General features: G+C 59.5%; 19 protein-coding genes. 6 read left to right on the plus strand and 13 right to left on the minus strand.

Annotated elements, in window-relative coordinates; all coding sequences use genetic code 11:
* Genes AB4N73_RS12640 through AB4N73_RS12670 form a run of 7 tightly spaced genes read right to left on the minus strand, consistent with a single transcriptional unit; the run spans window position 1 to window position 8,339 of the window.
* The gene (locus tag AB4N73_RS12640) at window positions 1-1,050 is read right to left on the minus strand and encodes an acyltransferase family protein (protein WP_150741244.1); all 1,050 of its coding nucleotides are present in this window, start codon (window positions 1,048-1,050) and stop codon (window positions 1-3) included.
* A 12-nt stretch (window positions 1,051-1,062) separates the two neighbouring features.
* Window positions 1,063-2,166 carry a hypothetical protein gene (locus AB4N73_RS12645; protein ID WP_056791467.1) on the minus strand — a complete coding sequence of 368 codons (1,104 nt, stop codon included), beginning with the start codon at window positions 2,164-2,166 and terminating at the stop codon, window positions 1,063-1,065.
* Window positions 2,157-3,389 carry an MATE family efflux transporter gene (locus tag AB4N73_RS12650; protein WP_460143537.1) on the minus strand — a complete coding sequence of 411 codons (1,233 nt, stop codon included), beginning with the start codon at window positions 3,387-3,389 and terminating at the stop codon, window positions 2,157-2,159. Before AB4N73_RS12650 ends, AB4N73_RS12645 begins: the two co-directional genes overlap by 10 nt.
* Window positions 3,386-4,498: a polysaccharide pyruvyl transferase family protein gene (locus AB4N73_RS12655; protein ID WP_041477306.1), complete on the minus strand. Its 1,113-nt coding sequence runs from the start codon at window positions 4,496-4,498 to the stop codon at window positions 3,386-3,388. The genes AB4N73_RS12650 and AB4N73_RS12655 overlap by 4 nt, the downstream gene beginning before the upstream one ends.
* Before the next feature lie 15 nt (window positions 4,499-4,513).
* Entirely contained in the window at window positions 4,514-5,596 is a 1,083-nt protein-coding gene (locus AB4N73_RS12660; RefSeq protein ID WP_116657877.1) for a glycosyltransferase, read from the minus strand.
* A gap of 40 nt (window positions 5,597-5,636) precedes the next feature.
* A complete protein-coding gene (locus AB4N73_RS12665) occupies window positions 5,637-7,859 on the minus strand; it encodes a polysaccharide biosynthesis tyrosine autokinase (RefSeq protein ID WP_460143538.1) in 2,223 nt (740 codons plus the stop codon).
* Between the two features lie 39 nt (window positions 7,860-7,898).
* Window positions 7,899-8,339: a low molecular weight protein-tyrosine-phosphatase gene (locus AB4N73_RS12670; RefSeq protein ID WP_150741248.1), complete on the minus strand. Its 441-nt coding sequence runs from the start codon at window positions 8,337-8,339 to the stop codon at window positions 7,899-7,901.
* Between the two features lie 289 nt (window positions 8,340-8,628).
* On the opposite strand from AB4N73_RS12670, the gene AB4N73_RS12675 reads away from it, so the two are divergent.
* Both AB4N73_RS12675 and tal read left to right on the plus strand, forming a co-directional pair.
* Window positions 8,629-9,585 carry a glycosyl hydrolase family 5 gene (locus tag AB4N73_RS12675; protein ID WP_095182384.1) on the plus strand — a complete coding sequence of 319 codons (957 nt, stop codon included), beginning with the start codon at window positions 8,629-8,631 and terminating at the stop codon, window positions 9,583-9,585.
* A 202-nt stretch (window positions 9,586-9,787) separates the two neighbouring features.
* Window positions 9,788-10,714, plus strand: coding sequence for a transaldolase (gene tal / locus AB4N73_RS12680; RefSeq protein ID WP_016775468.1), 927 nt, complete (start codon window positions 9,788-9,790; stop codon window positions 10,712-10,714).
* Between the two features lie 214 nt (window positions 10,715-10,928).
* Here the strand turns inward: tal and rssC are convergent, their stop codons facing one another.
* The 3 genes from rssC to AB4N73_RS12695 form a co-directional block, all read right to left on the minus strand.
* Complete coding sequence (gene rssC, locus AB4N73_RS12685) at window positions 10,929-11,411, minus strand: anti-sigma factor antagonist RssC (protein ID WP_003226553.1); 483 nt, start codon at window positions 11,409-11,411, stop codon at window positions 10,929-10,931.
* On the minus strand, window positions 11,411-12,592 hold the full coding sequence (gene rssB / locus AB4N73_RS12690) for a two-component system response regulator RssB (RefSeq protein WP_041477317.1): 1,182 nt from the start codon (window positions 12,590-12,592) through the stop codon (window positions 11,411-11,413). The genes rssC and rssB overlap by 1 nt, the downstream gene beginning before the upstream one ends.
* Before the next feature lie 345 nt (window positions 12,593-12,937).
* A complete protein-coding gene (locus AB4N73_RS12695) occupies window positions 12,938-13,627 on the minus strand; it encodes an MlaA family lipoprotein (RefSeq protein WP_016775470.1) in 690 nt (229 codons plus the stop codon).
* Window positions 13,628-13,826: 199 nt separating this feature from the next.
* On the opposite strand from AB4N73_RS12695, the gene AB4N73_RS12700 reads away from it, so the two are divergent.
* Together AB4N73_RS12700 and AB4N73_RS12705 are read left to right on the plus strand one after the other, a co-directional pair.
* A complete protein-coding gene (locus AB4N73_RS12700; RefSeq protein WP_460143539.1) occupies window positions 13,827-14,447 on the plus strand; it encodes an HAD family phosphatase in 621 nt (206 codons plus the stop codon).
* A 108-nt stretch (window positions 14,448-14,555) separates the two neighbouring features.
* Window positions 14,556-14,822: a DUF4404 family protein gene (locus AB4N73_RS12705; RefSeq protein WP_056791483.1), complete on the plus strand. Its 267-nt coding sequence runs from the start codon at window positions 14,556-14,558 to the stop codon at window positions 14,820-14,822.
* A gap of 187 nt (window positions 14,823-15,009) precedes the next feature.
* Here the strand turns inward: AB4N73_RS12705 and queF are convergent, their stop codons facing one another.
* Entirely contained in the window at window positions 15,010-15,840 is an 831-nt protein-coding gene (gene queF / locus AB4N73_RS12710; protein WP_460143540.1) for an NADPH-dependent 7-cyano-7-deazaguanine reductase QueF, read from the minus strand.
* 61 nt (window positions 15,841-15,901) lie between these two features.
* Window positions 15,902-16,435, minus strand: a complete 534-nt coding sequence (gene copI / locus AB4N73_RS12715) for a copper-resistant cuproprotein CopI (protein WP_256810619.1) — start codon at window positions 16,433-16,435, stop codon at window positions 15,902-15,904.
* 166 nt (window positions 16,436-16,601) lie between these two features.
* Between copI and AB4N73_RS12720 the strand changes: the two genes are divergently transcribed.
* Window positions 16,602-17,282 carry a heavy metal response regulator transcription factor gene (locus tag AB4N73_RS12720; protein ID WP_130903103.1) on the plus strand — a complete coding sequence of 227 codons (681 nt, stop codon included), beginning with the start codon at window positions 16,602-16,604 and terminating at the stop codon, window positions 17,280-17,282.
* Window positions 17,282-18,628: a heavy metal sensor histidine kinase gene (locus tag AB4N73_RS12725; RefSeq protein WP_460143541.1), complete on the plus strand. Its 1,347-nt coding sequence runs from the start codon at window positions 17,282-17,284 to the stop codon at window positions 18,626-18,628. Before AB4N73_RS12720 ends, AB4N73_RS12725 begins: the two co-directional genes overlap by 1 nt.
* Window positions 18,629-18,747: 119 nt before the next feature.
* Here AB4N73_RS12725 and AB4N73_RS12730 read toward each other — a convergent pair whose 3' ends face one another.
* The gene (locus AB4N73_RS12730) at window positions 18,748-19,992 is read right to left on the minus strand and encodes a lipoprotein-releasing ABC transporter permease subunit (protein ID WP_460143542.1); all 1,245 of its coding nucleotides are present in this window, start codon (window positions 19,990-19,992) and stop codon (window positions 18,748-18,750) included.
* Window positions 19,993-20,022: the final 30 nt, after the last annotated feature.

Here is a 20,022-nt window from a genome sequence, read left to right on the forward strand (position 1 = left end):
CTACAGGGAGGATTGCGTCTGTACCACCGGGGTGATGGGCGCCAACGGTTTCCGCTTCGCCGCACGCTCTCCAAGGAACAACACCGAAGTGAAATTGAACCGACTGAACACCATCGCCAACAGCACCGGCCCGAGCAATCCACAACTCAGACCACCGAGCACCAGCAAGCTCTCATCCTTCACGCCGAGGCGCCCGAGAACAAACCGCGAGGTCGCCGCGAACAAAACATGAAAGAGGAAAATCGCATAGGAGTATCCGCCCAGCCAGGTCAGCGCTCTCGAACGCATGTCACTCGACAGCAACGCAATGCAAGACACGCAACCCACCGTCAAACCAATCAGGCTGCGGCGATCAACAATCAGCTCTCGATCAATCGCCGCGACGTACAGCAACGTCAGCGAGATCAGCACAAACAATAGCGGCCCGATCACTTTGAAACGCTGCTTCAAAACATCGACATTTTCCTGACCGATCATCCCCGCAACAAAAAACGGCAGCAGGTAAATCGCACCGTTGATACCGAACGCATCCAGCGGCAACGGCGGCAGCAGGAACAACACCGCAGCAAACGCAAACAAGCCATACAGCCGCGTCGCCGAACGCAGCAGGCCACGCCACTCCAGCAAGCCGACGAAGATGAAAATGCTGAACACCGCCTGCAGGAACCAGAAGTGGTTGATCGGCACCCAGAACGACAACAACGCGTCGATCACGCCGACGTCCTTGTTCACCCCCGGCCCCACCGCTTGCAGCACCGAGAACGGCACGCCGACGCAGAACAGCGGCACGATCAGCCGCCGCACCTTGCCAGCGAAGAAGGCGGAAAAGTCATTGCCGCGAATCTTGTAGATCGAATAGATGTAGCCGGAGATAAACGTGAACAGCGGCATGCGCACATACACCATCGAGTCGGCGATGACCCGGAACGGCGAGCCGATGTCGATCTTCAAGCCGCCGCCCAGCGGGCCGATGACGTGATAGAGCACCAGCAGCAGGCACGCCAGGCCGCGCAGGGTTTCGATCTCCAGGGATTTTTTCTTGCTCGACATAGAGCACCTGCCTTAAGTGAGAATTCTTGATTCGACCTGCACCGGTTTGTTCGCGCGCAGCATCAAGCCCAGGCCGACGAACAACACCGGCACGACCATCGAGAAGTGTCGGGCAAAGGAGCCGAAGTCCGGCTCGAACAAGCCTTGTACCAACAGAAACGCCAGCGGAATCGCGATCAGTTCCTTGGGTTTGGTCTGGATCGGCGCGCCCTTGTAGTCGGTCGAAGTGATGACCTTGAACAGCAGCAGCGCGGTCATGATCATCAGCGCAACGAAGATCACCTGCCCCGGTCCGGACAGCAGAATCAGCTCAACCGGAAACGACAGCCGGAAGAAAATGATCATCGAATCCAGCGCCTGGGAGACGAAGTCACTGCCGCTGAGCCACGACACGATGAGCGACTTCGAGCCCTCCTCGCCCGCCGTGCGCAGCTCGTTGTTGCTCGCCCGGATCGACGACACCGGAAAGCCCAGCGCCAGCTGAATGGCCATGGCCACCGCCAGATAAAACAGGAACAGCATCAGAAAGAAGGTGAAGCGCGAGACGTACTTTTTCATCACGCAGACGCCGACCCACGACAGCGAAAACAGAATCCAGTACGGCCGGATCAGCACACCGTAAATCACCGCCGAGAGAAAAAAACCGCCGCGATATTTGCGCGTCAATGCGCTGAGCAGAATGCTCAACACCGCCACCGACACGATGATTTCCTTGGTCAGGTTCTCGAGGAAAAACGAGCGCACGATGCCCCACAGGCACAGGGTGCCGAAGATGGTCAACGGCATGCGCCGGAACACCACTACCGGAATTGCGGTGAGGAAGAAATTGCAGAACATGCCGTAGGCCCAGGCATTGGTCAGGTTGATCCCGGTAGGCCGCAGCAGGAACGCCGAACACTCGTAGGACGAGCGATCCGGTGAGAACGGATTCCAGAAATTGCAGTTGTCGGCACGCGCATATGACGACCACAACGTCATCGCGTCCGGCCCCGGATCGCGTGGCACCAGCAACGGCATCGCCACCGACAGAAATAGTCCGGTGAACAGAATCAGGAAGGAAATCGACGAATCGAATGTGCGCCCACGAAACTCGATGCGCGGCAGCTTCAAGCCCATGACAGCGCAGCCTTTTTCGCTCCGGTGACACGGGTCAACACTGCAATCACACCAAGTTGCACGACAATGGCGAAGACGTTGCCCCACGCCGCGCCATAGATCGAGTAATGCTTGATCAGCACATAGCTGACCGGCACTGAAATCAGCAGGCAGAGCGCCGCGCTGGCCAGCGACACCCGGCTGTTTTTCGAAGCAATCAAACCGCCCCAGACGATGTCGCCGATCGCCCGCAAAGCGAAGGAAAAAATCAGCACCGCGAGGAGCGCGTTATCCGGGCGCGGCACGCTGCTGGCGACGTAATCGAGGAGCACATTGAAAAACACATAGATCGCCACGGCCACAACGGCGGAGACCACTAGCGAGCGCATCACCCATTTGTTGACGAACAGTTGCCTGACCGTGAACGCCTGCTGATCGGCCTGAAACCGTTTGGCCAGCACCGGAATGCCGACCACCGCCACCACCGCATAAGACAATGCCTGCAAGGTATTGGCCGCCGACCACGCGTACACATATTTACCGAGGCTGGCGTAGGGCTCCAGGTCGATGATCAGAAAGCGCTCGGCGTACTGACTCAGGGCGATCAGACCGGTGCCGAGATAGAACGGCAACCCGGCCTTCCACACCCTCGCGGTATCCAGCACCGTCGCCTCGCGGCCCTTGTGCACGTTCACCACGATCAAATAACCGGCGATGATCACCAGCACGTTGGCGGCGACCCACAGCCACAACACACTGGCGATGCCCGCGACCCAGCCGAGCACCATGCCGCCCACCGCCAACACCGCCCACAGGCCGGTCTTGATGAAGAACAGCAGAGCACCGGCGGTGGCTTTCTGCGCGGAAAACACGAAGGAATTGATTTCGAACGACAGGTGCTCAGTGAGCAACACCAGCGTCACGCAGAGGATCAACGTGGCGGTTGCTTCCACCGACTGGAACAGCGAATAGACCAGCACCGTCAGTACCGACAACAACAGCCCGACCGCCAGATACAGCAGCAGAACCTTGTCGACCACCCGCCGCGAGCTGCCGCCGACGCTGATCAGCCGGTTGATCTCGGAACTGAAGCCGACGCTGTAGAACTTCGAAGCGATCAGCGACGCCGCGACCACCACACCATAAAAACCCAGCGCCTCGTAACCGAGGTAATGGGTGATGGCCAACACCAGCAAGAACTTCGCGCCCAAGGCTCCGCCGCGAAGCAACAGCCGAAATATCATCGAACGACACCCTTGATGATTTCGTCCATGGCCACGGTTTTCGCTTCGATTTCGCGGCAGGTGTCGGTCAGGCGCTTGCCGAAATCAGCCAAGGCATTGGGCGCGTAAACGGTGTTGATGATGGTGTCGACGTCGATGTCGCCGCCATTGATCACCCAGTCCTCGACGCCCATGTCCTGGTAGGCGCCAAAGCCTTTGCGCTCGTAGCTGATGTGATACGCCGGCACGCCGGAGAGCAGCGATTCGATGGCGCCGTGCAGACGCACCGAGATCACCAGATCGGGTTGGTATTTGGCGATGGTTGCCTTCAGCGACAGCAGGTCTTCGTTGATGCCAAGCTCGCGGTAGAACGCGCCGTCATCGTTGCCCCGCACCGCGCTCTGTACCGCGCAGACCACTTTGCTTTTGTTCTTCAGACGCTGCAGCAGCAGTTTCAGATTGGCCACGTAGGCGACCTTCTTCTCTTTGCTCCACTCCGGCGGCTTGCGCAGCACCACGCACACCGTCGCCGGCGAGGCGGCGCAGCGGGTGAATTTCGGTTGCTGAAGAATCTTGCTCGCCAGCGACTGCACGGCCAGATCCGGCGCGCGGTAGACGTTTTCGCAAGCGTCAAAAATCGCCGAGGAACGGTTGTCACGCACGAACACCGCATCGGCGCTGGCGTAGTGTTCGACGATCTTGCTGCTCTCACCGTGGAACGGGCCGATGCTCTGCGGCAGGTACACCGACGGCACTTTGCTGAGAATCGCGGTTTCCAGTTGCTTGGCATGGCCGAGCTTCAGCTTAATGTGCTCGAAGGCGCTTTTCGAACGCATGTAACCGCCGCCGACACCGACGATCAGATCGGTCTTCTTCAGCAGATCAGCGAGCCCGGCATAGGACTGATTGAGAAACACCGCTTGCTTGACCCGCCCCAGACCCTTGGCCGCCATCACCGGCGCATCGAAACGCGGGTGCGGCAAGTAGTTGAACGACTCGGGGTCGGACGCCACGACACTGATCGCGGTGTCGTCACCGAAGTTACGCTGCACCAGAGCAATGGCCAGATCGACGAGCAGACCGTCACCGGAGTTGGACGCACTGTAGCCATGCAAAATCGTTACGTTCATAAGCTTGAGTTCTACTTAATAAGTGGGAGCGTGATACAGGTCGTAGGTCTGGCGGATCATCAACGCGGCGCTGAAACGTTCGCGGACAATGCTCCGGCCTTCGTTGCCGAGGTCGAGCAGGCGCGGCTTCTGGATGATCGTCAAAACGTCGGCCAGCGCCTGGTGATCGCCGGAGGGGAAGACGTAGCCGGACACTTCATTGGTGACCAGTTCCGGCAGTGAAGTGCAGTTGCTGGCAATCACCGGCAGCCCCATGGCCATGCCTTCCAGCGGCACCATGGCAAAGCCTTCCCAGCGACTCGGCACGATCAGCGCATCGGCTTTCTGATACAGCGCCTGCACTTCACTCGGGGTCACCCATGGCAGGTACTCGACCGAATCCATCGGCGGGCACTCGACCGAATCTTCGTTGACCGCACTGCCGACCACGGTGAGTTTCAGGTCGTTGCGGTTGACCTTGGCGTAGGCCTTGAGCAGCACGTCGAAGCCTTTCTGGTAATCCAGGCGCCCGACGAACAGCAGATGAATCGGCTCGGCGCCAGCGGTTTTTGGCGCGTCATCCTTGTGATGAATGCCGTTGTAGATCAGCTTCATGCGCTTGCGCTCGATACCGAAACGCGCGGCTTTATCCAGCTCGTACTGGCTGACGCAGATGATCACGTCGGTGACTTTCTGCAGCACGCGCTCGATCCACGCGTAGACCTTCTGCTTGGTCGGCGAGCTTTCCATCAGGAACGAAAACGCATGCGGGCAGTAGACGATTTTCGGCTTGCGCCATGGTCGCAACAGCACACACACCACACGGCCGATCACCCCGGAAAAGGTGCTGTGCAAATGCACCACGTCGGGTTTTTCCTTGAGCAGCACCTGGCTCAGACGCCAGGCGAAACGCAGCAGCGACGGCACGTTGCGGCCACTGCGTGGAAAGGTGCGCACCTGCTGTGGGGCGATGCCGTGCAGCTCCTTGGCCTGATCCTCGGGGACCAGATAGACCAGTTGATAATTCGCCGCGTCGTCTTCGGGCGATGCCGAGATCGTGCGGATCACCGTCGCCACGCCACCTTTGATCGTCTCTGCCACGTGCAGTATTTTTTTCACAACTCACCCACTTCAAACAGGAAAGAACAATCGGCAACCATCAGGATTTGTCGGACGCGTATTCGTAGTTGTAATAGCCAGTGCCGCCGTAATAGCTGGCCGCACGCTTCTCGACGCCGTTGAACACCGCGCCTTTCAACTCGATGCCGTTCTGGGCGAAGCGGCGAATGGTCAGTTCAATCTCCTTGGCCGGGTTCACCCCGAAGCGGGTGACGATCAGGCTGATGCCAGCCTCGCGACCGACGATGGCGGCATCCGTCACCGCCAGAAGCGGCGGCGTGTCGATGATCACCAGGTCGTAGCGCTCGCTGAGTTCTGCCAGCAGTTCGCGGAAGTTGGCGTGCATCAGCAGCTCGGAAGGATTGGGCGGCACCTGCCCCCGGCTGATGAAATGCAGGTTGTCGACTTCGACTTTGTTGATCGCCTGCTCAAGGGTGCAGCGCTTGACCAGCAGGTCGGACAAACCATTGCTGATCGGCGTGTTGAGGGTTTTGTGCAGGTGCCCTTTGCGCATGTCGGCATCGATCAGCACCACGCGCTGGCCGCTCAGGGCCATGACCGCCGCAAGGTTGGACGAGACGAAGGTCTTGCCGACCTGCGGGCTCGGCCCGGAAATCATGATGCGGTTGTTGGTCGAATCGAGCCCGGCAAAGTGCAGGCAGGTGCGCAGGCTGCGGATCGATTCGATCGACAGATCGGTCGGGTTGCGCAGCGCCAGCAGGTACGCCGGTTTGTCGACGCCATCGCGGGCGCGGCCCTTTTTGTTGTCCTCTTCCTCCTGCAAGGCGCTGTAGGGAATCGACGCGTAAACCGGCAGGCCCAACTGCTCGATGCCTTCCGGGCCTTCAAGGCCACGGCTGAGGGATTTGCGCAGCAGCACCAGCGCCACGCCGACAAACGCGCCGAGCAATGTCGCGATCAGCACGATCAGTGGTTTCTTCGGTTTGATCGGATTGGTCAGGTCGACATCGGCGGTGTCGATCAGGCGCACGTTGCCGACGGCCCCGGCGCGGACGATGTCCAGTTCTTGGGATTTGTTCAGCAACTGCGTGTAGATCTGCGAAGCCACCTCGACGTCACGGGTCAGGTTGAGCAATTCCTGCTGGGTGGCCGGCAAGTCCTGGACCTTGCCTTCGAGGGATTTCTGCTGCTGGGTCAATTCGCCGATCTGCGTCATCAAGGCGCGATAGGCCGGGTGCTGTTTGGTGAACTTGCGATCGAGCTCAGCCTGCTGCATTTTCAGCTCGGAGATGCGCGTTTCCAGCGCCACCGACTGGCCCAGCACCGACTGGGTTTCCAGCGAAATGTTCACGGTCTTGCCGTGGGTCTGGTAGGCATTCAAAGCGTCGCTGGCCTTGGCCAGATCACGCTTGACCTGGGGCAACTGGCTCTGCAGAAACGCCAGGCTCTGCGCGGCCTCCGCCGAAGTGCGGCGTACGTTTTGCTCGACGTAGAGCGAGGCGATCTTGTTGAGGATCTTCACCGCCTCGGCCGCGTCGGAGCTGGCCAGCGCCAGACGAATGATCCCCGACTCCTTGCCTTGTTCGGAGATATCCAGCGCGTCCTGATAGCCCTGAATGGTCACGATCCGAGGATTGCGCACCACCTGAAAGCGCGTGCCGGGGTTGGCCATCAGGTGCGCGATCTGCCCTTCTACACCGTCATTGGCAAACGCTTCGCCGGCCACGCCTTCGGCGAGCAGATTGTCGTTTTCATCGAACAGCTGAAAACTCTGCTGCTCGCCGGCGATCAGGGTAAGTTTCTTGCCGAGCAGGTCTTTCGGCAATTGCAGCCGATTGAATTCCAGACGTTCGCCGCCCCAGGCATAACTGTTCAAACCGAAACGCGGCGGCGCGACGCTGGTCTCGCTGTCTCCGCGATAACGCCGCGAAAGAAAGCCGCCGATCAACGGGAACGTGTTGGGGGTGACGTCGATATCCAGGCGCAGGTCGTCAACGGTTTTGCCGATCACCGCGCGGGATTTGATGATGCCGATTTCGGTCACCGACGGCGATTGCCCACCGAGCATGCTGTTGAGGTCGGAGAAACCGAGCATGTCGTTCTTTTTCGGTTCGACCTGCACCAGCGCGTTCGCCAGGTACACCGGCGTCGCCAGAACCGCATAGGCGACGCCGGTGACCATGAAGGCGCCCGTCAGCGCGCCGATCAGCCACTTCTGGTCGATCAGGCTGCCGAAGATGCCGAGCAGATCAATACTGTCTTGATCTTTGTCGCGGGTGCCGATTACGGACGGTAACTGCATAAGTCTGTTCTTACCATTTACTGTTCTGAAGAAGATTCATCAATGCCCGAGGCGCTTCGCCCATGAACTAACAGCATCTTCAATCAATGCATGGGCATGAATAAACGCGGCTTTGCCTTGACGATACGGATCATGTATTTCGCGCTCGCTCTGCCACTTGCCGAGCAGAAACACTTTGCCTCGGGCGTGCGAGGCAATCTTCAGCACTTGATTGACGTGGGCTTTTTCCATGACCAGGATCAGGTCCGAGTCATTGACGATGTCCGAAGTCAGTTGCCGCGCCTTGAAGGCCTCGGCACGGTGCCCGTGTTCTTCGAGAACCTGCCGCGCCGAGGCTTCCACGCCCTCGCCCACGCGGGCGGACAGGCCGGCGGAGGACACCGTGATGGCGGACGGCCCCAGCGCGTTGCGCAGCAGCAGTTCGGCCGTCGGACTTCGGCATATATTGCCCACGCAGACAACGAGGATCTTTTTGAACAAGTCTTGCTTTCCTGTGTAATATCAAACAGCCAACATGTCGCGAAAGTTAATGAACCCTCACGACTTTCCTGCACTCAGAAATAGCTTCGCCCTGTTAGTACAGGAACATTAAGTACCACAGCGTTTTAAGCCGCCCCAACCACAATTAGCGGACTAAAAATAACTGTGATTTTCAGTTGCTGTTTTCCTGACAAAAAATAACATTCGCGCACTTAGTGCCATCACCGTTATCGGAAATTGAGTAACGGGATAAATATTCGTAGTTGTCATTCTCTTCAGGAGAGCAGACATGAAAACAGCACAGCGCAATAAACTCGCCGCCCTCGCCCTGATGGCGCTCGGTGCCGCCAGCCAGGTTCACGCCAGTGAGCTGTTTCCCAACCTTCCAGCGAAAACCATCGGCGTGCAGGTGAAAATCCAGAGCTTCACCGCCGCCGATGCCGCGCAAATCAAGGCCGCCGGCTTCAGCTTTGTGCGCTTCGGTGTGTGGAGTGACAGCCTCACCGCCAAGACGTATCAGAAACAGGTCAGCGACGCCTTCGCCGCCGCCGCTTCCGCCGGCCTGCCGGTGCTGCTGACGGTGCGCGCGATCAAGGCACTGCCGGCCACTTCGCCGGAGGAGCTGAACGCCGCCGGCGGTAAGTTCGCCAACACCGTGACCGGGCTGGAAAAATCCTGGAGCTCGCAATTGGTGGCGATCGAAATCTGGAACGAGCCGGACCTGGAAACCTATTGGCCGACGCGCAATTTCGATACAACGTTCGTGCCGTTCATGGCCGGCATGTGCAAGGCCTTCGAAGCTCAGCCACAGACGACACCACGGGTCGGTTTCGGCTTCGCCCGGCCGCCAAGCGCGGGCTCGGCGTCGACGGTGGCGCTGAAAAGCATCGTCAGCGAGTACCCCAAATGCTTGAACGCCGTGTCCTACCACCCTTACGGCATGACCGCCACGCAGATCAGCAACGCGCAGACCTTCATCCAGCAGAACTTCAATCTGCCGGGGGTCATCAGTGAATGGGGGGTTTCGGCCCTCGCCTCCAACGGTGGTCCTGAGGGGCAAGCGACCAAGATCAACGCGTTTATTACCGACGTTAAACGCCTCAATATTCCCCTGACCTCTATCTATGAATGGCGGAACAGTGATTCAGGCAGCAACGATCGCGAGAAGAACTTCGGCTTTCTGACCTCTGACGGCCAGCCAAAACCGGCGCGGTTGTCCGTGGAAGGTGTGTTGAACGCTGAGTAGGCGTTGGGCGACCGGCCTGTTCACAGGTCGGTTGCTTTGAACCTGTGGGCTGTTTTGGCATCGTATTCAGCGACACCGCGCCCCGCCTTTCAAACAATCGTTTTCAGGTTGTTGCCGCAGGGGCCATCGATCCACGAATGCACCCTTGAGTGCCCGTCAGCGCTCGGGTAATGTCTTCAGACCCATAGGATAGAGCACGCCCATGACTTCCAAGCTGGAACAACTCAAACAGTTCACCACCGTGGTTGCCGACACCGGCGACTTCGAAGCGATCGCCCGAGTCAAACCGACCGATGCCACCACCAACCCTTCCCTGCTGCTCAAGGCTTCGGCGATTCACGGTTACGCCGAACTGCTGAACGATTGCGTTCGCGACTGCAAGGGCGATGTAGGCCTGGCCAGCGACCGTTTCGGCGTCGCAGTGGGCAAGGAAATTCTCAACGTGGTTCCAGGCCGCATCTCCACCGAAGTGGATGCGCGCCTGTCCTTCGACCAGGATGCGATCCTCAAGCGTGCGCATCGCCTGATCGAGCTGTACGACAAGGCCGGCGTTGGCCGTGACCGCGTGCTGATCAAGATCGCCTCGACCTGGGAAGGCATCCGCGCCGCCGAGATCCTCGAGAAGGAAGGCATCCAGACCAACCTGACGCTGCTGTTCTCCTTCGCCCAGGCCGCCGCCTGCGCCGACGCCGGGGTGTTCCTGATCTCGCCGTTCGTGGGCCGCATCTACGACTGGTACAAGAAGGCCAACGGCAACGACTACACCGGCGCCGATGATCCGGGCGTGCAGTCGGTGACGCGCATCTACAACTACTACAAGGCCAACGACTATAAGACCGTGGTCATGGGCGCCAGCTTCCGTAACATCAACCAGATCGAGCAACTGGCTGGCTGCGATCGCCTGACGATCAGCCCGGAACTGCTGGAGAAGCTGGCCGCCGATACCGGCAAGCTGGAACGCAAACTGGCGCCGGGCAATGCCGGTGAAGCGCGTCTGAGCCTCAACGAAGCGCAATTCCGCTGGTTGTCCAACGAAGACGCGATGGCCACCGAGAAACTGGCTGAAGGCATCCGTCAGTTCGCCCGCGACCAGGAAAAACTGGAAGCATTGCTGCAGGCCAAGCTGTGATTTGAGTTTGTAGAACGCAAAAAGGGCGAACCTGTGAGGGTTCGCCCTTTTTCATTTGCCTGCACTGATAAATGTATCGACCGACCCGACGCCATCGCGGGCAAGCCCGCTCCCACAGGGTATGTGGAGAACCTAAGTTTGAGGTTTCACGCGATCATTGTGGGAGCGGGCTTGCCCGCGATGAGGCCAGCCCAGACACCATCAATTCATGAGGTCAGTGTCTTTCCAGGGCATTGACCAGATCATGAAACGCTTCACGATTGGAATCGTTCAGGCCCATGAGAATCTTGTGCGCTTCCAGCACCTTGATTCGCACCACTTCCTCGGACTGGTCCTGATCCGGCAGGTCGTCCAGGCACTCCGGGCACGGCACCGGGTGGTTGACGATGTTGAACACCTGCTCGAAGCCCATCGACTGCAAAAGCCGAGTGATGTCTTCGTGGGTGGTGACAACCGTCGGCAACAGGCCGACCTTCTGCCGCGACAGGATCGACAGTTTGGCCAGCAGGCCGAGGGTGGTGCTGTCGATGCTGCGGGTTTCGGTCAAATCGATCACGATCGCGTTGAAATTCAGCGCGGTGAAGATTTTCTCAATAGTCGCATCCAACGCCGAACACAGGGTCAGGCGAACTTCACCGACGAACTTCAGGACAAAGGTGCCGTCCTGCTCGGCGAACTGGATTCTACCGGTACTCATTAAAGATTCCTGCTCAACACCAACAGGGCGATATCATCCGGCATCTCCCCTAGCGTGGCCAAACCAAACACTTGCCGCAGACCATCCAGGCTGCCGCCCGCCGACTTCACCCGTTCGGGCAAAGCAGCCTCTTTTTCTTTGAGCGTTGCTTCCGGCAAAAGGTCCAGAATGCCATCAGACATCAGCGTCAGGCTGAACGTCGGCGGCAGCTCAAGCACGTGGTCTTCGTAGGTGGCTTCGTTGAAAAGCCCCACCGGCAGACCACGGCCTTCGAGATAACGAACACTGTCAGGCGTGTACAACACAGGCAAAGGCAGATGGCCGCCGATGCTATAGGTCAACAAACCGGTCTCCTCGTCGATGACTCCACCGACCATTGTGACGTGTTTACCCAGCTTACAACTGATCAGCCCCCGGTTGATATGACCGAGCACTTCCGAAGGTTTGAACTCCGGCAAGGTACCGCTGCGTTTTGACTCGAAGAGCAAACGCGTGGTCATGAACTTCAACAGCACGGTGACGAAGGCTGATGACGCACCATGCCCGGAAACATCCGCCAGATAAAACGCGACCCGGCGCTCGTCAACGCGGAAATAGTCGACAAAATCACCCGACAGGTACAGCGACGGGATGATCTGGTGGGCAAAGTTGAATTCGTCGATGCTCCACGGGCTTTCCGGCAGCATGTTCATCTGCACCTGGCGACCGGCGTTCTGGTCTTCCTGGAGCAGGTTCAGGCTGGCTTCAAGCTCGCGGTTGGCCTTTTCCAGCTTCTCGCTGTAGCGCTGGTTTTCCAGCAGCAGCCGCGCACGATCCAGGGCCCGGCGCACGGAGTGCTCGAGCACAGCCAGATCTTCGAGAGGCTTGATCAGGTAATCCGCCGCACCCAGGCGCAGGGCCTCGACTGCGTCGTTCATTACCCCGGCACCCGAGACCACGATCACCGGCGTCTCCGGTGAGCGCTCGGTAACCTGACGGATCAGTTCGAGACCGCCCATCTGCGGCATGCGCAGATCGCAGATGACCAGATCGGGCTCGTCTTGCTCGAATACCTGAAGACCCTGTTGACCGTTGCCGGCCTGCAGGACGCTGAAACCACTGTCTTCCAGATAGGCCGCGAGGCTCGCGCGCACTACCTCGTCATCATCGATTATCAGCAGCGTGGCACTGGTTTTTGGCATGTGGGCAAACGGCGCCAGAATTAGGTTGGCGTAGTGAGCGGGGCAACGGCCCTGCGCAGACTACTGGATTCGCTTTCTAGCCTCTCTGTTGCAGCGCTTTCAAGCATTCGCCTGGCGCGCGGTTTTAAACAGAGGTGCCCTTCTAAGGCGCAGACGGTACTCCCATCCGCAGAGCGTTTCAAGCATGCGCCGATTGTCGCTTGACGACTTTGTTTGTCAAATCACCGGGAGTTATAAGAACCGCTCCAACGGTAACCCGATGGAAGGTAGTGGCAGTCGCAGGCGACGCTCTGGCGCGGACAAAAAAGGCGACCCGAGGGCCGCCTTTTTCATCACCGGTCAAAATCAGAAATCGTCTTCGACCTGACCGTCCTTCACCTTGAACTCGCGGTTCTGCAGGTAAGCGTTGCGGATGAAGGTGTATTTGTCGCCGCTGATCAGCTTCTCGCTCGACAGCAGGCTGGCGCGGGTGTCGACGATGTTCAGGCCGAAGATCGAGTTACGCGTCGGCACGTGGTCGATGTAGCGGTACGCGCCGGTGAAGCTGTCGACATATTTCGACGGTGCGTCACGCAGGGTGCTCGGCCCCATCAGCGGCAGCATAACGTACGGGCCGCTGCCCACGCCCCAGTAACCGAGGGTCTGACCGAAGTCTTCGTCGCTGCGGTTCAAGCCCATCTTGGTGCCGACATCAAAGAAGCCGAGCAGACCGAAGGTGGTGTTGAAGATCAGTCGGGCGGTATCAACGCCCGCCGCAGCCGGTTTGGCCTGGAGAATGTTGTTCGCCAGGTTGGTCACGTCACCGACGTTGCGGAACATATTGTGAATGCCGTCTTCAACGAACTGCGGGGTGATGAACTCATAACCCTGGGCCAGTGGCTTCAGCGCGTAGGTGTCAACGAAGTCGTTGAACTGGAAAATCGGCCGGTTGACGCTTTCCCAAGGGTCTTCTTCGGTGGCCGCCTGGGTGGCGAACGGCGCCAGCAACAGGCTGGCACATACACTTAGCTGAGTGAGCGAAGGGCTCCAGCGCATAGAAAAACTCCTTGGATTCGATACTGGCGCGGTCCTCTCGGCCCGGGCATTAAGGCCGCTAGTATAAGCGTAAACGGCGATTTGGGCAGTGCGCCGCTGCAACGATATGCAGGAAGTTTCCTACGCAGGCTTTCACCCGCCTGTCATGCAACTGTCACCCCAGCGCCTTAGTCTTGAGCGTTATTTCAGGGACGTTGCCATGACTCACGCCGAAACCTTGCCCGTCGCCGCGCCCGGCCTGACTGCCGTGCTGTTCGGCCTGAGCGGTTGCCTGGTGGATTTCGGTGCCCGCGCCGCGCAAGAGCTCAACTCCCAGCCGGAACATGCCAAAACTACACCGGGCGCACTCGATAGCCTGAAAAGTTTGCAGCGCCAGGGAATTCCCTGCGCGTGGCTCGACGAATTGCCCCCTGCCCTCGCTCAGCCACTGGCCGCGTCGCTGCCGGACTGGATCAAACCGACGCAACATTCAGCAACAATGAATCCATGGCCAGCGCCCAACGCGTGCTGGCAGGCGTTGATGAGTTTGAACATCGACCGCCTCGACGGTTGCGTGCTGGTCAGTGGTGAGCCGCGCCTGTTACAGGCCGGTCTGAATGCCGGGTTATGGACGATTGGCCTGGCGTCCTGCGGCTCGCTGTGCGGCCTGAGCCCGAGCGAGTGGCAGGTTCTGTCGCAAAAGGAACGCGAAAAGTTGCGCGGCAAGGCCACCGTGCAGTTGTTCGGCCTGGGTGTGCATTCGGTGATCGATCATCTCGGCGAACTGGACGCCTGCCTCGCCGACATCAGCTTGCGCCGCGCCAAAGGCGAAAAGCCCTGACCGGCGTCATGCAGGTTTACCGAGAGTGGATTAATCTAAAGGTCAGCCATAGACCTTTGGCGCGTGGCTGCGGTCAATGCCAGTGCCTATTGATAAAAGGAAACCACCATGCCCGCCCGACGAGAACTGCAGGATCAGCTCAACACCTTGCGTGATCAATTGGAGCAGAACCCGCCTCTGTCCGAGTCTGAACGTGAAAACTTACACCGGTTGATGGCGCAGATCGAAGCAGAAATTCAATTGGAAAATCAGCTACAGGACAACAACCTGGTGGACGGGGTGAACCTTGCCGTGGAGCGCTTCGAAGTCGAACACCCGGCGATCGCCGGCACCCTGCGCAACATCGTCAACGCGCTGGGCAGCATGGGCATCTGACGCCCCGCCGCACAAAAAAGCCCTGCCAGCGATGGCAGGGCTTTTTCATTTGCAAAATGTGCATGCAAGCCCTTGTGGGAGCGAGCCTGCTCGCGAAGGCGTCGTGTCAGTCGACATCATCGTTTAATGACACACCGCATTCGCGAGCAGACTCGCTTCCACATTGGATGTCGCACATTCAGGATCTTTATTGACGTACGAGCCGATGATTCGGCAGTTGTACGCTTTCGGTACTGCGATACGGATTGATATCCAGCCCACCCCGGCGAACGTAACGTGCAAACACGGTGAGCTTTTCAGGTTTCAACAACCGCTGCAGATCGAGGAAAATCCGCTCAACGCATTGTTCATGGAAGTCCGAATGCTGGCGGAAGCTGACGATGTACTCCAGCAGGCTGGCGTGATCCAGCGCCGCGCCGCGATATTCCACCACGACGCTGCCCCAGTCCGGCTGGCTGGTCACCGGGCAGTTGGATTTGAGCAGATGGCTGTGCACGCTCTCCTCGACCACGCGCGAATCATCGCAACGCAGTAGCTCCGGACGCGGGTGCTCATAGTTGCTCACGCTGATATCCAGATCGTCGATGCACACGCCCGGCAACGCCACCACGCCTTCAGCTTCGACGTCCTTCAGACTGCGAACCCGAACGCCCACAGGTTTACCGGCAGCGGCGGACAGATCCTTGACCAGCGTCGCTTGCAATGTGGCAACGTCAGCGAACGGCGTCTGGTTCAGCGAGTTGAGGTAGAGCTTGAACGACTTCGATTCGATGATGTTCGGCGAGTCCGCCGGGATGCTGAATTCAGCGATCGCCACCACCGGCTTGCCCGAGGGCAGCAGCCACGACAGCTCGAAGCAGTTCCAGAAATCCACGCCTTTATACGGCAGGGTTTCGGCGGTCAGGCCCAGCTCGGCCCATTTCGCGGTGCGCGGAATCGGGAACAGCAGGGACGGCGTGTACGTGGCGATGTATTCGCTGGATTTGCCCAGCGGCGAATGTTCGGCTGCGGGATGCATGGCGGAAACCTGACTGAAGAATCAGCGGATTCTACCAGCCTTTGCCCGCGCCTTTGAGTGCTTACTGACTGACTGTCAGTTTGCCGACCATGCCCGCCTGATAATGCCCGGGGATATTGCAGGCAAACTCGAGCACCGTGGCCTTGCTGAAGGTCCAGGTCAACTCGGCGGTTTTACCGGGCTCGACCAGCACGCTGTTGGGGTCGTCATGCTGCATGCCGTGGCCCATCGCCGCGTGATTCATGCCCGCCATGTCGTGGGACATTTCTTTCATGCCGGTAGGCGTTAGCATGCCGCTTTGCTGCATCTGCAACATTTCCTGCTGGTGACTGGCATGCATCGCCGCATCACCGAGGTTGAATTCATGCAGCAACTGGCCTTTATTCACCAGTACAAAGCGAACCGTCTCACCGGCCTTGACCTGTATGGCTTTCGGGTCGAAGTTCATGTCGCCCATGACGATTTCGATACTGCGCGTAGCCTGGCTCGCCGCTGCCGGCTGGCCGAAGGCGAAGGTGTGCGCGGGTGCCGCCCAGGCTGGCGAACTCAATGCCAGCAGACAGGTGGCTATTTTCAGCGAGGTGCGCAAAAACATGGTCGTACTCCAACGAGACAAGGTTCAGCCTGTGGGAAACTCTAACCACCCAGTGCTGGCATCGACCTGACAGGCAGATTACAACTTTGTCAGCTTGGCGCTTATCGCCGGATCTCACGGTATAACGCCCTCGCCCTTTTTCATCCCGAAGCAGCCCGAGTCGCCCATGAAACTGTTGATCGTCGAAGACCAAGCGAAAACCGGCCAATACCTGCGTCAGGGCCTGACCGAGGCCGGATTCAATACCGAGCTGGTGGCCGATGGCATCAGCGGCCAGCAATTGGCCTTGAGCGGCGATTACGCGCTGTTGATCCTCGATGTGATGCTGCCCGGGCGCAGTGGCTGGCAGATTCTGCAAGCGGTGCGCAGCGCTGGCCTCGAAACGCCGGTACTTTTTCTCACCGCCAAAGACGCCGTGGAGGACAGGGTTCACGGCCTCGAACTGGGCGCCGACGATTATCTGGTCAAGCCATTCGCCTTCTCCGAATTGCTCGCCCGGGTGCGCAGCCTGTTGCGACGCGGCAGCGCAATTGCCCAGGAAACCAGCCTGCAACTGGCCGATCTGCGCCTGGATCTGATCCGCCGCCGGGTCGAACGCAGCGGCCAGCGCATCGACCTGACCGCCAAGGAATTCGCCCTGCTGGAAATGCTCCTGCGCCGTCAGGGTGAAGTCCTGCCCAAATCGCTGATCGCCTCGCAGGTTTGGGACATGAATTTCGACAGCGACACCAACGTCATCGAAGTGGCGATCCGCCGCTTGCGCCTGAAGATCGACGATGACTTCCCCAACAAGTTGATCCACACCGTGCGCGGCATGGGTTACGTGCTCGAAGAGCGTTCGCTGTGATGCGTAGCCTGTCCTTGAGCACGCGCCTGGCGCTGTTGTTTGCCGCCTGCACTGCGGTGGTCTCGCTGTTCGCCGGGGTGCTGTTCGACCGCGCCAGCGAGGCGCACTTCATCGAGCTTGACCAGCAACAACTGGAGACGAAACTGATCGGCCTGCGCCGCGCCTTGCAGGATCTCCAACCTGCCCAGCGCGAGGCGCGGCTGGCCGATGAACTCAGCCGTCAGGCGGATCTGTCGTTGCGCATTACCAGTGGCGACGGTCAGCACTGGTATGACAGCTCGGTGCAGATTCCGAAGAATCTGCCGCTGCAAACAGGCCTGTCGACCATCAGCCATGACGGCACCGATTACCGCGTGCTGCGCGCCCCGCTCTACCCAGACACAGCGGATTCGCCGCAACTGACGCTGCTGCTGGACATCACCCATCACCAGCATTTTCTTACGCGCATGCAGCATCTGATCTGGCTGACCGTCGGCCTGTCGGCGCTGGCTACTGCCGTGCTCGGGGCCTGGGCCGCGCGCAGCGGTCTGCGCCCGTTGCGGCGGATGAGCGCAGTGGCCCGTGGGATTTCTGCGCGATCGCTCAACGCCCGACTGCCTGAAGAGAAGATGCCGCCAGAGCTTGCAGAAATGGCCTACAGCTTCAACGCCATGCTCGCACGCCTCGACGACTCGTTTCAGCGCCTCTCGGCGTTCTCCGCCGACATCGCCCATGAGCTGCGCACGCCACTGTCGAATCTGCTGACCCACACCCAGGTCACCCTCACCCGCCCTCGGGCACTGGAGGATTACCGCGAAGCGCTGCACAGCAACCTCGAAGAACTGCAATGGATGGCGCAACTGGTCAACGACATGCTCTACCTGGCCAAGGCTGACCACGGCTTGCTGATGCCCAAGCGCGAAACACTGGAGCTGGCGGATGAGGCCGACATGCTGCTGGAGTTTTTTGCGCCATTGGCGGAAGACGCTGGCGTGAGTTTGAGCCGTGAAGGTGAGGCGCAAATCGAAGGTGATCGCGGCATGTTGCGCCGGGCCTTGTCGAATCTGCTGGATAACGCGCTGCGGTTTACCCCGGCCGAGGGGTACGTTCGCTTGAGCATCGTCGACGAGGCGAAAGCTGTGCGCGTTTGCGTCGAGAACAGTGGCCAAGGGATTTCAGCGCACGTGCTGCCACGTTTGTTTGACCGGTTCTATCGGGCGGACCCTGCACGGCAGGAAGGCAGCAGTGAACATGCGGGGTTGGGCTTGGCAATTACCCAGTCGATCGTGCGTGCCCATGGCGGGCAGATTCATTGCGAATCTGAAGCGGGTTGGACGCGGTTTGTAATCGAGTTGCCTCGGACCTGATCGTTCCCACGCTCTGCGTGGGAATGCAGCCCGGGACGCTCCGCGTCCCTTCAAGAGCCGAACGCAGAGCGTCCGTTGAGGCATTCCCACGCAGAGCGTGGGAACGAGCGTGGAGTCGCTTACGAATATCTCAGCGCATGCGCCGGCTCAATCTTCGCCGCCCGCCACGCCGGATACACCGTCGCCAGGAAGCTCAGGATGAAACCCGCCGAGCAGATCAACAGTACATCCCCACCCTGCAGTTCCGAGGGCAGGTTGCTGACGAAATACACGTCCGAACTGAAGATATGCTGGCCGGTCACACGCTCGACCCAGCCGACCAGCTCACTGACATTGAGCGCCGCAATCACGCCCAGCACGCCGCCAATGATGGTGCCGACAATACCGATCACCGTGCCCTGCACCATGAAGATCGCCATGATCTGCCGTGGTGTGGCGCCGATCGTGCGCAGGATCGCGATGTCCGCGCCCTTGTCGTTCACCACCATGATCAGCGTCGCAATGATGTTGAATGCCGCCACCGCGACGATCATCAGCAACAGCAGGCCGATCATGGTTTTTTCCATCTTCATCGCGCTGAACAGGCTGCCCTGGGTGTGAGTCCAGTCGTCAGCCTTGAAGTCGGCGCCGAGGCCACCGGCAATGTCCGCAGACACCTTCGGCGCGGCGTACAGATCCTTGACCGCCAGACGCACGCTCTGCACCTGATTCGGCTGCCAGTGCTGCATGGTCGCGGCGTCGGCGACGTGAATCAGGCCCATCGAGCCGTCCAGCTCGGCGCCGACCTTGAACACGCCAACCACATTCAGGCGCTGCATGCGCGGGGTGATACCGCCCGGCGCGGTGCTGACTTCCGGGACGATCAGAGTGATCTTGTCGCCGACATTGAGGCGGAAACGCCGCGCGGTGATTTCACCGATCACCACACCGAATTCGCCCGGCTTCAAGGCATCGAGGCGACCCTGGACGATGTGCTGGGCAACGATCGACACCTTGCCTTCCTGGGCCGGATCAACGCCGCTGATCTGAATCGGCTGCATCGAACCCTTGTAGGACAGCATGCCTTCCATCTCGGTGAACGGCACGGCGGCAGTCACTTCGGGATTTTTCATCGCAGCGGCAGCGACTGGCTGCCAGTCATCGATCGGCTTGACGCCAACGATGGTCGCTTGGGGCACCATGCCAAGGATGCGCGAGCTCATTTCGCGCTGAAAGCCGTTCATCACCGACAGCACTACGATCATCGCCAGCACGCCGAGGGCGAGGCCGATCATCGAGGTCATCGAAATGAACGAAACAAAGCGATTGCGGCGCTTGGCGCGGGTATAGCGCGTGCCGATAAAGATCGATAACGGTCTGAACATTCGCTGGGGCACCGTGTAGAAATAAAAGAC

The sequence above is a fragment of the Pseudomonas sp. S3_B08 genome (assembly GCF_054667725.1).

Coding starts and splice junctions, on each gene's coding strand:
- AB4N73_RS12640 (WP_150741244.1), bottom strand. CDS start 1,050: ATGTCGAGCAAGAAAAAATCCCTGGAGATCGAAACCCTGCGCGGCCTG.
- AB4N73_RS12645 (WP_056791467.1), bottom strand. CDS start 2,166: ATGGGCTTGAAGCTGCCGCGCATCGAGTTTCGTGGGCGCACATTCGAT.
- AB4N73_RS12650 (WP_460143537.1), bottom strand. CDS start 3,389: ATGATATTTCGGCTGTTGCTTCGCGGCGGAGCCTTGGGCGCGAAGTTC.
- AB4N73_RS12655 (WP_041477306.1), bottom strand. CDS start 4,498: ATGAACGTAACGATTTTGCATGGCTACAGTGCGTCCAACTCCGGTGAC.
- AB4N73_RS12665 (WP_460143538.1), bottom strand. CDS start 7,859: ATGCAGTTACCGTCCGTAATCGGCACCCGCGACAAAGATCAAGACAGT.
- AB4N73_RS12675 (WP_095182384.1), top strand. CDS start 8,629: ATGAAAACAGCACAGCGCAATAAACTCGCCGCCCTCGCCCTGATGGCG.
- tal (WP_016775468.1), top strand. CDS start 9,788: ATGACTTCCAAGCTGGAACAACTCAAACAGTTCACCACCGTGGTTGCC.
- rssC (WP_003226553.1), bottom strand. CDS start 11,411: ATGAGTACCGGTAGAATCCAGTTCGCCGAGCAGGACGGCACCTTTGTC.
- rssB (WP_041477317.1), bottom strand. CDS start 12,592: ATGCCAAAAACCAGTGCCACGCTGCTGATAATCGATGATGACGAGGTA.
- AB4N73_RS12695 (WP_016775470.1), bottom strand. CDS start 13,627: ATGCGCTGGAGCCCTTCGCTCACTCAGCTAAGTGTATGTGCCAGCCTG.
- AB4N73_RS12700 (WP_460143539.1), top strand. CDS start 13,827: ATGACTCACGCCGAAACCTTGCCCGTCGCCGCGCCCGGCCTGACTGCC.
- AB4N73_RS12705 (WP_056791483.1), top strand. CDS start 14,556: ATGCCCGCCCGACGAGAACTGCAGGATCAGCTCAACACCTTGCGTGAT.
- queF (WP_460143540.1), bottom strand. CDS start 15,840: ATGCATCCCGCAGCCGAACATTCGCCGCTGGGCAAATCCAGCGAATAC.
- copI (WP_256810619.1), bottom strand. CDS start 16,435: ATGTTTTTGCGCACCTCGCTGAAAATAGCCACCTGTCTGCTGGCATTG.
- AB4N73_RS12720 (WP_130903103.1), top strand. CDS start 16,602: ATGAAACTGTTGATCGTCGAAGACCAAGCGAAAACCGGCCAATACCTG.
- AB4N73_RS12725 (WP_460143541.1), top strand. CDS start 17,282: ATGCGTAGCCTGTCCTTGAGCACGCGCCTGGCGCTGTTGTTTGCCGCC.
- AB4N73_RS12730 (WP_460143542.1), bottom strand. CDS start 19,992: ATGTTCAGACCGTTATCGATCTTTATCGGCACGCGCTATACCCGCGCC.